This is a genomic window from Mycobacterium sp. E2479, assembly GCF_001667925.1.
Classification (GTDB): Bacteria; Actinomycetota; Actinomycetes; order Mycobacteriales; family Mycobacteriaceae; genus Mycobacterium.
In genome coordinates this window covers 20,635-34,505 of the sequence record NZ_LZJR01000026.1, presented here as the reverse complement: position 1 = coordinate 34,505, position 13,871 = coordinate 20,635, and the positions used below count along the sequence as shown (strand labels likewise).

General features: G+C 69.0%; 3 protein-coding genes. 2 read left to right on the top strand and 1 reads right to left on the bottom strand.

Translation table 11 applies throughout. The features are described 5' to 3' along the window. Nucleotides 1-12: 12 nt before the first annotated feature. Nucleotides 13-348 carry an RNA polymerase-binding protein RbpA gene (locus A5686_RS03195; protein WP_067930965.1) on the bottom strand — a complete coding sequence of 112 codons (336 nt, stop codon included), beginning with the start codon at nt 346-348 and terminating at the stop codon, nt 13-15. Nucleotides 349-511: 163 nt separating this feature from the next. Between A5686_RS03195 and A5686_RS03190 the strand changes: the two genes are divergently transcribed. Together A5686_RS03190 and A5686_RS03185 are read left to right on the top strand one after the other, a co-directional pair. Then, entirely contained in the window at nt 512-862 is a 351-nt protein-coding gene (locus tag A5686_RS03190) for a hypothetical protein (RefSeq protein ID WP_082947451.1), read from the top strand. A 417-nt stretch (nt 863-1,279) separates the two neighbouring features. Beyond that, on the top strand, nt 1,280-13,843 hold the full coding sequence (locus tag A5686_RS03185; protein ID WP_067930959.1) for a type I polyketide synthase: 12,564 nt from the start codon (nt 1,280-1,282) through the stop codon (nt 13,841-13,843). Nucleotides 13,844-13,871: the final 28 nt, after the last annotated feature.

The following is a 13,871-nucleotide window of genomic DNA, read 5'->3' as shown; positions in this document are numbered from 1 at the left end:
CAATTTCGCAGGTCAGCCCCGGCGACGGGCCTTGATTATCTCGAGACGCTCCTTGAGCAGCTCTTCGAGTTCCTCCACCGAGCGACGCTCGAGCAGCATGTCCCAGTGCGTGCGCGGCGGTTTTACCTTCTTCGGCTCGGGCAGGTCGCCCTCGACCAGGGTGCCTTCCAGGCCGTTACGGCACAGCCAGGTGCCGGGAATCTCGGCGTCGTCGGCGAAGGGAACCTCGAACTCCTCGCCGTTCTCGGTCCGGTACTTCGCGAGTTGGCGCGGTGCCAGGTCATGGTTGCGGTCAGTCTCGTAGCTCACGGCCCCGAGGCGACTGCCTCTCAGTACGCGATCAGCCATGGCTGCTACTCCTTCAGGTCTTTTCGGAGCTCTTTGGCTCTTAACTCTTCACCTAGCGAAACGCTTGGGGCGATCGGCGCAGTTCCCGGCCGAAGCCGGCCTACGCGACGCGACCATCAATGATACCGGGATCGCCGAGAAAACCCGATTAAAGTCGGCAGGCGTGAGCCGCCGTACCCAGCCGCAGCCCTGTCGATGGTGCGGCCGAGACGTCACAGACGCAGGGATGGGTCGTCGCCGCCAGTACTGCCGGCAGTCGTGCCGGCAGCGCGCGTACGAACAGCGAGCCTCGCTGAACCGCAACGGCGCGGCAGCGGTGGCCGACGACGCGGTGGTGCTGTCGGCCGAGGATGCCGCCGACCTGTCGGATCGCGTCTATCAGGTGCGGTGCGCGGCCGAGGACGTCGCCACGGCGGTCGACGAAGGCGCCGGAACCACCGAGCTGCGCCAGTTATGCGACGCGCTGATCCAAGCCGCGCGGGCCGCCGACGGATGGCGCCGAGCGGGTGTGTGACCGCATCGTTCAGCGCTGGCCGAATGGCCGCTTCGCCGCGCCGAATAGTCCATGACATGCGCCTGACCGCCGGCTATGGCCGGCCGGGTACAGTCGCGCCATGGACGTCGGGCCGGGTCTGCGGCGCACCGCGGCCCAGGGAGCACATCGGGCACCCCGAGTCACACTTCCTTCGCGCGGCGCGGCGCACCTGTCCATGCCGGTCCTGCCGTAGCCGCCGGGAGCAGCGGACGTTTTGAAATTCAGTCGGAGTTGGCCATACTCACCAGCAATATTCTTGGGTCGGAGAGCAGCACGACGCTGGTCGAACGGGAAACGGCGTCGCCTCGTGCAGCAAGTTCCGTCACTCGGCGAAAACCGCATCCGGCGGTGAAAGACGGCCGCACGTCGTTAGGTGAGGGTTAGGCGAGGTTTGTGATGGTTGATCAACTCCAGCATGCGACCGAAGCGCTGCGTAAAGCGCTGGTCCAGGTTGAGCGCCTGAAGCGCACCAACCGGGCGCTGCTGGAGCGGTCCAATGAGCCGATCGCGATCGTCGGTATGTCGTGTCGCTTCCCGGGTGGCGTGGACAGCCCGGAGGCGTTGTGGGAAATGGTCGCCGACGGTCGCGACGTCACCTCGGAGTTTCCCACCGACCGTGGGTGGGACCTGGCGAGCCTGTACGACCCGGACCCCGACGCACGTCACAAGTGCTATGTGAACAGCGGCGGCTTCGTCGACGGGGTCGCCGACTTCGACCCTGCCTTCTTCGGCATCGCGCCGAGCGAGGCGCTCGCGATGGATCCCCAGCATCGGATGCTGCTCGAACTGTCGTGGGAAGCGTTGGAACGGGCGGGGATTGACCCCAGCGGGTTGCGCGGCAGCGCCACCGGCGTGTTCGCCGGGCTCATCGTTCAGGGTTACGGCATGCTCGCCGAGGAGATCGAGGGTTACCGGCTGACCGGCATGACCTCCAGCGTCGCGTCGGGGCGGGTGTCCTACGTGCTGGGGCTCGAGGGCCCGGCGGTGTCGGTGGACACGGCGTGTTCGTCGTCGTTGGTCGCCTTGCACATGGCCGTGCAGTCGCTGCGCTCGGGGGAGTGCGACCTGGCCTTGGCCGGCGGTGCGACCGTGAACGCCACGCCCACGGTCTTCGTCGAGTTCAGCCGGCACCGCGGATTGGCGCCGGACGGACGGTGCAAGGCTTATGCGGGCGCGGCCGACGGCGTCGGCTGGTCCGAGGGCGGGGCAATCCTGGTGGTGGAGCGCCTGTCGGACGCGCAGCGGCTGGGGCATCCGGTACTCGCCTTGGTGCGCGGGTCGGCGGTCAATCAGGACGGCGCCTCCAACGGGCTGACCGCGCCCAACGGTCCCTCGCAGCAGCGGGTGGTGCGTGCGGCGCTGGCCAACGCCGGCTTGTCCCCGGCCGACGTCGATGTCGTCGAGGGCCATGGCACCGGAACCACCCTGGGTGACCCGATCGAAGCGCAGGCCCTGCTGGCCACCTACGGGCAGGATCGCAGCGAGCCGCTGTGGCTGGGCTCGATCAAGTCGAACATGGGCCATACGCAGGCCGCCGCCGGGGCGGCCGGCGTCATCAAGATGGTGCAGGCGATGCGTCACGAGACGCTGCCGGCGACGCTGCACGTGGACGCTCCGAGCCCCCACGTCGACTGGTCGGCGGGTTCGGTGTCGTTGCTGACCGAGGCGCGGCCCTGGATGGCCGAGCGCCCGCGCCGTGCGGGCGTGTCGTCGTTCGGCATCAGCGGCACCAACGCGCACGTCATCGTGGAAGCGGCTCCGGCCGAGCCGGCACGGCAGGCCGGGCCGGCACGTCCAAGTATTCCGTGGGCGGTATCGGCGAAATCGCCATCGGCGTTGGCGGCGCAGGCGGCGCGGTTGGCCGAATACGTTCGCGCGCATAGTGATCTGGACGCCGCCGACGTCGGGTGGTCGTTGGCGGGCCGCGCGACGTTTGAGCATCGGGCCGTCGTCGTCGGCGGTGACCGCGACCGGTTGCTCGCCGGCCTGGACGAACTGGCCAACGATGACCCCACCGGATCGGTGATTCGGGGCACTGCGACACCTGCGGGCAAGACCGTGTTCGTCTTTCCCGGACAGGGCTCCCAATGGCTGGGCATGGCCATCGAATTACTGGATACCGCACCGGTCTTCGCAGAACAGATTCGCGAATGCGAAGAGGCCTTCGCCGAATTCGTCGACTGGTCGCTGGTCGACGTGCTGCGTGGCGCACCCGGCGCACCGGGATTGGACCGGGTCGACGTCGTGCAGCCGGTGCTCTTCGCCGTGATGGTGTCGCTAGCCGAACTGTGGAAGTCGGTCGGGGTGAACCCGGATGCCGTGATCGGCCATTCGCAGGGTGAGATCGCCGCCGCTTGCGTCGCAGACGCGCTGTCGCTGCACGACGCCGCCCGGGTGGTCACATTGCGCAGCAAGCTGCTGACGTCACTGACCGGCCCCGGCGGGATGCTGTCCATCGCCTGCAGCACCGAACGAGCCCGGGAATTGTTGGCGCCCTACGGTAATCGAGTCAGCATCGCCGCCGTCAACGGCCGGTCGGCCGTCGTGGTGTCGGGTGAGGGCGCCGCGCTCGACGAGCTCGCCGGCTTCTGCGCCGACCTCGAGCTGCGGACTCGGCGGATCGACGTGGACTACGCTTCGCACTCGATCGAGGTCGAGGCGATCCGCGCCGACCTCGCGGAAGTGTTGTCCGGTATCGAGCCACGCTCCTCGCGCATCGCGTTCTTTTCGACCGTGACGGGAAACCGGTTGGACACAGCCGGATTGGACGCCGACTACTGGTATCGCAACATCCGGCAGACCGTGCAGTTCGACCAGGCGGTGCGCAGCGCCTGCGAACACGGATACCGGACGTTCATCGAATCCAGTCCTCACCCGGCTCTGGTCGCGGGCATCGAGGACACCGCCAACGACCATGTCAGCAGAGGCGCCGAGGCCGCTGAAGTCACGGTCATCCCCACCCTGGGCCGCGACGACGGCGGACTCGACAGATTCCTGACTTCGGCCGCCACGGCGTTCGTCGCGGGAGTGAGCGTGCGTTGGCGCGGCGCGCTGGACGGCGCCGGCTTCGTCGAGCTGCCGACGTACGCCTTTGACCGGCGCCGGTTTTGGCTGTCCGGGGAGGGAATCGCGGCCGACGCTTCCGGACTGGGACTGGGCACCAGCGAGCACCCGCTGCTGAGCGCGGTCGTCGAGCTGCCGGCTTCGGGCGGGGTGGTGCTGACGGGGCGGCTGTCGCCGAGCCTGCAGGGCTGGCTGACCGATCACGCCGTGTCGGGCACGGTCGTGTTCCCCGGCTCCGGCTTCGTGGAGCTGGCGATCCGCGCCGGCGACGAAGTCGGTTGCTCGACGGTCGAGGAACTGACGCTGCAGGCGCCATTGGTGTTGCCGGCCAAGGATTCCGGTTCGGCATCGGTCGCCGTGCAAGTGGTCGTAGGCCCCGCCGCGGAATCCGGCTGGCGCGACGTATCGATCTTCTCGCGCGCCGACGCCGGTTCCGGCTGGGTCTGCCATGCCGAAGGAACGCTGAGCACCGGCTCGGTCGAGCCGGGAGCGGACCTGTCGGCATGGCCGCCGGCGGGAGCCGTCAAGGTCGACACCGCCGACGGCTACGAGCAGTTGACCGCGCGTGGCTACGGCTACGGCCCGGCATTCCAGGGCCTGACCGCGGCGTGGGTGCGCGACGACGAGGTCTTCGCAGAGGTACGGCTGCCCGACGCCGCCGGCGGCGTCAACGGATTCGGCGTCCACCCGGCGCTGCTGGATGCGGCCATGCACGCACTGATCGTCGCTCACCGCAGTGCCGGTCAGGCCGACGAAGTGGTGCTGCCGTTCGCGTGGCAGGGCGTGTCGCTACACGCGGCGGGCGCTTCGGCGGTCCGTGTGCGCATCGCACCGGCATCGACGTCGGATGGCGCCGCGGCTACCAGGGCGGTCTCGATCGAGCTGGCCGACGGACTCGGATTGCCGGTGCTGTCGGTTGGCGCGATGGTGGTGCGCCCGGTGAGCGAGCGGCAGCTGCGCGCGGGGGTGTCGGGCTCGGGTGCAGACCGGCTGTTCGAGGTGGTGTGGTCACCGGCTGCGACGACGGCGGGCAGTGCCGAGTCGCCCCCGCATCAGGTCTTCGAATCCGTTGCGGCCGGCGAAGATCCGGTCTTTGGCTCGTATGAGCGTACGCATCAGGCGCTGGCGGCCGTCCAGTCGTGGCTGACCGAGCACGACTCCGGAGTGTTGATCGTCGCGACCCGGGGCGCGATGGGGTTGGCGGGCGAGGACGTCCCCGATCTGGCCGGCGCGGCGGTATGGGGGCTGGTGCGGTCGGCGCAGACAGAGCATCCGGGCCGCATCGTCCTGGTGGATTCCGATGCAGCGCTTGATGAAAGCGCGATCGCGACCGTTCTGACCGCCGGCGAGCCCGCGGTGTTGCTGCGCGACGGCACGGCCTACACCGCGCGGGTGCGCGGCAGCCGCGCGGTCGACGGCATCATGACGCCTCCGGCGGACGGGCCCTGGCGGCTCGGGATCAGCAGCGCGGGAACGTTCGAAAACCTGCAACTGGAGCCGGTTCCCAACGCGGGCGCCGCGCTGGAGCCGGGTCAGGTCCGGGTGGCCTTGCGCGCCATCGCCACCAACTTCCGCGACGTCATGATCACCCTGGGCATGTTCACCCACGACGCCCTGCTTGGCGGCGAAGGTGCCGGCGTGGTGGTCGAAGTCGGGCCGGGTGTCACCGAGTTCGCGGTCGGCGATTCGGTGTACGGCTTCTTCCCCGATGGCAGCGGCACGCTGGTGCCCGGCGACGTCCGCCTGTTGCAGCACAAGCCCGACCACTGGTCCTACGCCGAAGCTGCGGGCATCTCGGCGGTTTTCACCACCGCCTATATGGCGTTCATCCACCTGGCCGACGTCAAGCCGGGGCAGCGGGTGCTGGTGCACGCCGCGGCCGGCGGCGTCGGGATGGCCGCGGTTCAGCTAGGCAGGCATCTGGGCCTGGAAGTGTTCGCGACCGCCAGCCGCGGCAAGTGGGACACGTTGCGGGCCATGGGCTTCGACGACGATCACATCTCGGATTCACGCAGTTTGGAGTTCGAGGAGAAGTTCCGGGCTGTCACCGGCGGCCGCGGCATGGACGTGGTGCTGGACTCGCTGGCCGGCGACTTCGTCGACGCCTCGCTGCGGTTGGTCGCTCCCGGTGGAGTGTTCCTGGAGATGGGCAAGACCGACATCCGCGATCCGGGCGTGGTGGCCCAGGAGTATCCGGGTGTCCGCTACCGCGCCTTCGACTTGTTCGAGCCCGGCCGTCCCCGGATGCATCAGTGGATGTTGGAGCTCGCGGGGCTGTTCGACGCCGGGGCGCTGGAACCGTTGCCGGTCACTACCTTTGACGTGCGACGCGGACGCAGCGCGCTGCGTTACCTGAGCCAGGCCCGCCACGTCGGCAAGGTCGTCATGACCCTGCCTTCTGGGCCAGGTGCCGGGCTCGGTGCGGGCACGGTGCTGATCACCGGCGGGACGGGCATGGCGGGTTCGACGTTGGCGCGTCACCTGGTGGCGCACCACGGTGTCGAGGACGTGGTGTTGCTGAGCCGGCGTGGGCCGGACGCGCCCGGCTCCGCCGAGTTGATCGCCGAGCTGCAAACCGCGGGTGCCCGGGCGCGCGTGGTGGCGTGCGACGCGGCCGACCGGGCAGCGCTGGCGCAGGTGATCGACGACATTGCTGCGCAGCGGCCGCTGTCCGGCGTGATTCACGCAGCCGGCGTGCTCGACGACGCGATGGTCACCTCGCTGACCCCCGAGCGTGTCGACGCGGTGTTGCGGGCCAAGGTCGACGCCGCCTGGAACCTGCACGAGTTGACCCGCGAGCTGAATCTGACCGCCTTCGTGATGTTTTCGTCGATGGCCGGGCTGGTCGGTTCGTCGGGCCAGGGCAACTACGGGGCGGCGAACTCGTTCCTGGACGGGTTGGCCGCGCACCGACGGGCGCACGGGCTGCCGGCGATCTCACTGGCCTGGGGGCTGTGGGAGCAGGCCAGCGCCATGACCGGTGGGCTGGACGCGGCCGACCTCGCCCGGCTGGGCCGCGACGGGATCTTGGCGCTGTCCTCGGATCAGGCCATGGAACTCTTCGACACCGCACTGATTGTCGACGAACCATTCCTGGCGCCGGCCCGCATTGACCTCGGCGCGCTGCGGGCCCACGGGGTCGCGGTGCCGCCGATGTTCAGCGATCTCGTCAAAGTCCCGACACGGCGGCGAGTCGACGACTCACTGGCGGCTGCGAAATCGAAGTCGGCGCTCGCGCATCGCCTGGAGGGGCTGTCGGAAGCCGAGCAGCACGCCGTGCTCCTGGACCTGGTGCGTTCGCACATCGCCACCGTGCTGGGCAACACCACTCCCGAGGCGATCGACCCCGACAGGGCGTTCCAGGAGTTGGGTTTCGACTCGCTTACCGCGGTCGAAATGCGCAACCGGCTCAAAACCGCGACCGGACTGGCGCTTTCGCCCACCCTGATCTTCGATTACCCGACGCCCAACGGCCTGGCCGGCTACATCCGCACCCAACTCGCCGGCGTCCCCCAAGAGGTCAAGCATGCTCCGGTCGCTCGCGCCACCGATGACGATCCGATCGTGATCGTCGGGATGGCGTGCCGCTACCCGGGTGGGGTGAATTCCCCCGACGACCTGTGGGACATGTTGGCCGAAGGCCGCGACGTGCTCTCCGATTTCCCGACCGATCGTGGCTGGGACCTGGCCAACGTGTACAACCCCGATCCCGATGTTCCGGGCACCTGCTACACCCGCACCGGCGGCTTCGTAGACGGTGTCGCGGACTTCGACCCCGCCTTCTTCGGCATCGCGCCCAGCGAGGCGCTGTCCATGGACCCGCAACAACGCATGTTCCTCGAGCTGTCCTGGGAAGCGTTGGAACGGGCGGGAATTGACCCCGGCACGCTACGCGGCAGCGCCACCGGAATATTCGCGGGGGTGTACACGCAGGGCTACGGCATGGGTGCCGCGCCGGCCGCGGAGGGTTTCCGGCTGACCGGACAATCGTCGAGTGTGGCGTCGGGCCGGGTGTCGTATGTGCTTGGCCTGGAGGGCCCGGCGGTCTCGGTGGACACGGCGTGCTCGTCGTCGCTGGTGGCATTACACATGGCCGCGCAATCGCTGCGCTCGGGGGAGTGCGATCTGGCTCTGGCCGGCGGCGTCACCGTCAACGCCACCCCCGACATCTTCGTGGAGTTCAGCCGCATGCGCGGGTTGTCCGTGGACGGCCGCTGCAAGGCCTTCGCCGGCGCGGCCGACGGCACGGGATTCTCCGAAGGCGGGGGCATGCTCGTGGTGGAGCGCCTGTCTGACGCTCAGCGCCTGGGGCATCCGGTGCTTGCGATGGTGCGGGGCTCGGCCATCAACCAGGACGGCGCCTCCAACGGGCTGACCGCGCCCAACGGTCCCTCGCAGCAGCGGGTGGTGCGTGCCGCGCTGGCCAGTGCCGGATTGACGGCGGCGGAGGTGGACGTGGTCGAGGGCCACGGCACCGGAACCACATTGGGCGATCCCATCGAGGCCCAGGCCCTGCTGGCCACCTACGGCCAGGATCGCGGCGAGCCGCTCTGGTTGGGGTCGATCAAGTCGAACATGGGTCACACGCAGGCCGCCGCCGGGGTGGCCGGCGTGATCAAGATGGTCCTGGCGATGCGTCACGAGACATTGCCGGCGACGCTGCACGTCGATGAGCCCAGCCCGCACGTCGACTGGTCGACGGGCTCGGTCTCGTTGTTGACCGAGGCGCGCGCCTGGAAGCCTAAGCCCGACAACCGGCCCCGCCGCGCGGGTGTGTCCTCGTTCGGCATCAGCGGCACCAACGCGCATGTCATCGTCGAAGCCGTGCCGGCCGAGGAGCCGCGCATCGTGGACGGTCCCAAGGCTCCGGTGGTGCCGTGGCCGGTCTCGGCGAAGTCGCTGTCGGCGTTGAACTCTCAGGCCGCCCGGTTGGCGGCCCACCTGCGGGCCCACCCGGACTTGGACATCGCCGATGTGGGGTGGTCGCTGGCCGGCCGATCGGCCTTCGAGCAGCGGGCCGTCATCGTCGGGGACGATCGCGACCGGCTGCTGACCGGGTTGGACGAGCTTGCCGGCGACGACTTGGGCGGCTCGGTCATCCGCGGCGCGGTGACCACCGGCAAGACGGTCTTCGTCTTTCCAGGCCAGGGATCCCAGATATTGGGCATGGGCATGGGATTACACACCGGTTATCCGGTGTTCGCCGAGGCGTTCAACACCGTCGTGACCGAACTGGATCGCCACCTGCTTCGCCCGCTGCGCGAGGTGATGTGGGGGCACGACGACAACCTCTTGCACAGCACCGAATTCGCGCAGCCCGCGCTTTTCGCCGTGGAAGTCGCCTTGTTCCGGCTGCTCGAATCCTGGGGTGTGCGGCCCGACTTCGTGATGGGCCACTCGATCGGCGAGTTGGCGGCCGCGCACGTCGCTGGTGTGCTGTCGTTGGAGAACGCCGCGGTCTTGGTGGTTGCCCGGGGCCGGTTCATGCAGGCGCTGCCCGAGGGCGGCGCGATGGTCGCGGTGCAGGCCACCGAAGAAGAGGTGCGCCGCCTGCTGACGCCCTCCGAACAAGCCACCATGGGCATCGCCGCGGTCAACGGGCCGACCTCGGTGGTGATTTCGGGTGCCCAAGAAGCTGTGGCCGCAGTGGCCGATCAGCTCCGCGCCGACGGCCACCGAGTGCACCAGCTGTCCGTGTCGCACGCGTTCCACTCGCCGTTGATGGATCCGATGATCGACGAATTCGGCACCGTCGCGGCCGGACTGGCCATCGGCAAGCCCACCATCCCGATCGTGTCCAACGTGACAGGTCGCCTCGCCGGAGACGACTTCGCCTCGGCCGCATATTGGAAGCGACACGTCCGCGAAGCGGTGCGATTCGCTGACAGCGTGCGTTTCGTGCACTCCGCCGGCGCGAACCGCTTCCTCGAAGTGGGTCCGAGCAGCGGACTGACGGTTTCGATCGAAGAAACACTCACCTGCGATCCGACGGCAGCCCCGGTGACCACGATGTCCGCCCTGCGCAAGGACCGCCCGGAGCCGGTCGCCCTGGTGAACGCCCTGGCGCAAGGGTTCGTCGCGGGAATGGATGTGGACTGGCGCGGCGCCCTCGGCGACGCCAACCTCGTCGAGCTGCCCACGTATGCCTTTGACCGCCGGCGCTTTTGGCTTGCCGCCGACGCCGCCCCGGCCGACGCCGCGGGCCTGGGCCTGGCGGCCAGTGAACACGCCCTGTTGGGCGCGGTGGTGGAACTGCCGTCCACCGGCGGGGTGGTGCTTACCGGCAGGCTGTCGCCTGGCGTGCAGGGCTGGCTGACCGATCATGCCATCGGCGGTGTCGTGCTGTTCCCCGGCGCGGGATTCGTCGAGTTGGCGATCCGCGCCGGCGACGAGGTGGGCTGCGGAGTCGTCGACGAGCTGAATCTGGCGGCGCCGCTGGTGTTGCCTGCCGGTGGTTCGGTCGCCGTCCAGGTTGTGGTCGGCGGTCCGGACGATTCGGGTGCCCGTGCGGTGTCGGTGTTTTCGCGGACTGAAGCGGGCTCGGGATGGTCGCTGCATGCCGAAGGAGTGCTGCGCGCGGGATCGGTGCAGCCGAGCGCTGATCTGTCGGCGTGGCCGCCGGTCGGTGCGGTCCCGGTGGACATGGGCGACGGGTACGAGCAATTGGGCGAGCGCGGTTACCGGTATGGTCCGGCGTTCCGCGGCCTGACGTCGATGTGGCGCCGCGGTGAGGAAGTCTTCGCCGAAGTGTCGCTGCCCCTCGACGCCGGGGTTTCGCCGGCCGGGTTCGGTGTGCACCCGGCGATGCTCGACGCGGCATTGCACGCGGTCATGTTGGCCTCCAACAGCGAGGAGCTACCCGAAGGTTCGATGCTGGTCCCGTTCTCCTGGCAGCAGGTGTCGTTGCACGCCGCGGGGGCGGGCGCAGTGCGCGCACGGATCGTGCCGGTCAGCCCGTCGGCGGTGTCGATCGAATTGGCCGACGGGCTGGGGCTGCCGGTGCTCTCGGTGGCGTCGATGGTGGCTCGCCCGGTCACCGACAAGCAACTCCTGGCCGCGGTGTCGAATTCGGGACCGGACCGGCTATTCGAGGTCATCTGGTCCGCTCAGCCGTCGGCGGCGGTGCAGACGGTATCGGTGTGCGCTTGGGGTGCAACGGAATTGGACAGCGCCGAGGCCGATCGGTCGGCGGTGCTGTTCGAATCGCAGCCCGTGTCCGGGGATGTGATCACCGATGTGTACGCGGCTACACGGGCGGTGCTGCCCGTGCTGCAGTCGTGGTTGTCCCGCGACGGCGCCGGGACGCTGGTGGTGGCGACCCGGGGCGCGATGACCCTGCCGGGCGAGGACGTCACCGATTTGGCCGGTGCGGCGGTGTGGGGGCTGGTGCGGTCGGCCCAGACCGAGCACCCGGGGCGGATCGTGCTCGTCGATACGGACGCTCAGCTGGATTCTGACGCGATCGCAGCGGTTCTGGCGCTCAACGAGCCCCAGGCGATACTGCGCAACGGTACGGTCTACACCGCACGCGTGCTCGGCAGCCGCGCCGTCAGCGGTCTGCTGCTGCCACCCGACGACGGACCGTGGCGACTCGGCATGAGCAGCCACGGCACGATCGAGAACCTGCGCATAGAGCGGATTCCCGACGCCGACGTGCCGCTGGGTCCCGGCCAGGTGCGAGTGGAGCTGTCGGCCATCGCGGCCAACTTCCGTGACGTCATGATCGCGTTGGGTCTCTATCCCGACCCCGAGGCGATCATGGGCATCGAGGCCGCAGGCGTTGTCGTGGAAACTGGGCCCGAAACCGCTTCGCCCGAAGGGCGTTTCGCCGTCGGCGACCGCGTCATGGGGCTGTTCCCAGACGGCACCGGAACCATCGCCAAGACCGACGAGCGTCTGCTCGCCAAGGTGCCGGCCGGTTGGTCACACACCGCCGCCGCGACGGCGTCCGTGGTGTTCGCCACGGCGAACTACGCTCTGGTGGACCTGGCCGGCGCCAAACCCGGTCAGCGGCTGCTGGTGCACGCCGCGGCCGGTGGGGTGGGAATGGCCGCGGTCCAGCTGGCGCGCCACATCGGTCTGGAAGTGTTCGCGACCGCCAGCCGCGGCAAGTGGGACACCCTGCGGGACATGGGCTTTGACGACGACCACATCGCCGACTCGCGGACCCTGGAATTCGAGGAGAAGTTCCGGGCCGTCACCGGTGGGCGCGGCATGGATGTGGTCTTGGACTCGCTGTCAGGTGATTTCGTCGATGCGTCGCTGCGCCTAATGGCCCCAGGCGGGGTCTTCCTCGAGATGGGCAAGACCGATATCCGCGACCGCGAGGTCGTCGCGCGGGACCACCCGGGTGTGCGCTACCGCGCGTTCGACCTCTTCGAAGCCGGTCCGGATCGCATCGCGGCGATGCTCGACGAGTTGGCCGCCATGTTCGGCGAAGATGTGCTGCGGCCGTTGCCGGTCACCAGGTTCGATGTGCGACGTGCACCCGCCGCGCTGCGCTACCTGAGCCAGGCGCGCCACGTCGGCAAGGTCGTGATGACCATGCCCGACGCGTGGACGGCCGGCACGGTTTTGATCACCGGCGCCACCGGCATGGCCGGCTCGGCGGTCGCCCGACACGTCGTATCCCGCCACGGCGCACGCAATCTGGTGTTGGTGAGCCGCCGCGGCCTGGACGCACCGGGCGCGGCGGAGCTGGTCGCCGAACTGAACGCGGCCGGTGCACACTCCGAGACGGTGGCCTGCGATGCCGCCGACCGCGAGGCCCTGGCCAAGGTGATCGCCGAAATCCCGATGCAGCGTCCGCTGACCGGCGTAATCCATGCCGCCGGCGTTCTGCATGACGCGGTGGTGACATCTTTGACGCCCGACCGGATCGAATCCGTACTGAGGTCCAAGGTCGACGCGGCGTGGAACCTGCACGAATTGACCAGCGACCTCGATGTGTCGGCGTTCGTGATGTTCTCGTCGATCGCCGGGCTCGCGGGTGCCTCGGGTCAGGCCAACTACGCGGCCGGCAACTCGTTCCTGGACGGGTTGGCCGCGCACCGGCGGGCGCACGGGCTGCCCGCGATTTCGCTGGGCTGGGGCCTCTGGGATCAGGCCAGCGCCATGACCGGTGCGCTGGGTGCCGCCGACCGCGCCCGGTTCGGCCGGGACGGGATCGTCGCCATGTCCTCGGATCAGGCGCTAGAACTCATGGACACCGCGCTGATCGTCGATGAGCCCTTCATGCTGCCCGCCCACATCGACCTGGCGGCGTTGCGGGTCAAGTTCGACGGTGGCACGTTGCCGCCGATGTTCGTCGATCTGATCAACGCACCGACGCGTCGCCAGGTCGATGACTCGCTGGCCGCCGCCAAGTCGAAATCCGCTCTGCTGCAACGCCTCGAAGGGCTGCCCGCAGATGAGCGGGAGGCTATCCTACTGGATCTGGTGCGCGCCAACATCGCGACCGTGCTGGGCAGCGCCAGCCCGGAGGCCATCCACCCGGACCGGGCGTTCCAGGAGCTCGGGTTCGACTCGCTGACCGCCGTCGAAATGCGCAACCGCCTCAAAGCCGCGACCGGACTGTCGCTTTCGCCGACGCTGATCTTCGACTATCCGAACTCCGCCGCGCTGGCCGGCTACATGTATCGCGAATTGGTCGGATCCACCGACCAGACCGTGGCGGCCCCCCCGCCGGCAGAAGCCGAGATTCAGCGGGTCGTCGGATCCATTCCGGTCAAGCGCCTTCGCCAGGCCGGCGTGCTGGAGCTCTTGCTCGCCTTGGCCGACGAATCGTCGAGTCCCAACGCGCCGTCGGAGGTGACTTCTTTCTCTGCGGAGAAGGACATCGCCGACATGGACCTCGACGACCTGGTCAACGCCGCGCTGCTGGACGACGACGAATAACCATGAGTCGCGCCGGCGACGAGCGGAG

Coding starts and splice junctions, on each gene's coding strand:
- A5686_RS03195 (WP_067930965.1), bottom strand. CDS start 348: ATGGCTGATCGCGTACTGAGAGGCAGTCGCCTCGGGGCCGTGAGCTAC.
- A5686_RS03185 (WP_067930959.1), top strand. CDS start 1,280: ATGGTTGATCAACTCCAGCATGCGACCGAAGCGCTGCGTAAAGCGCTG.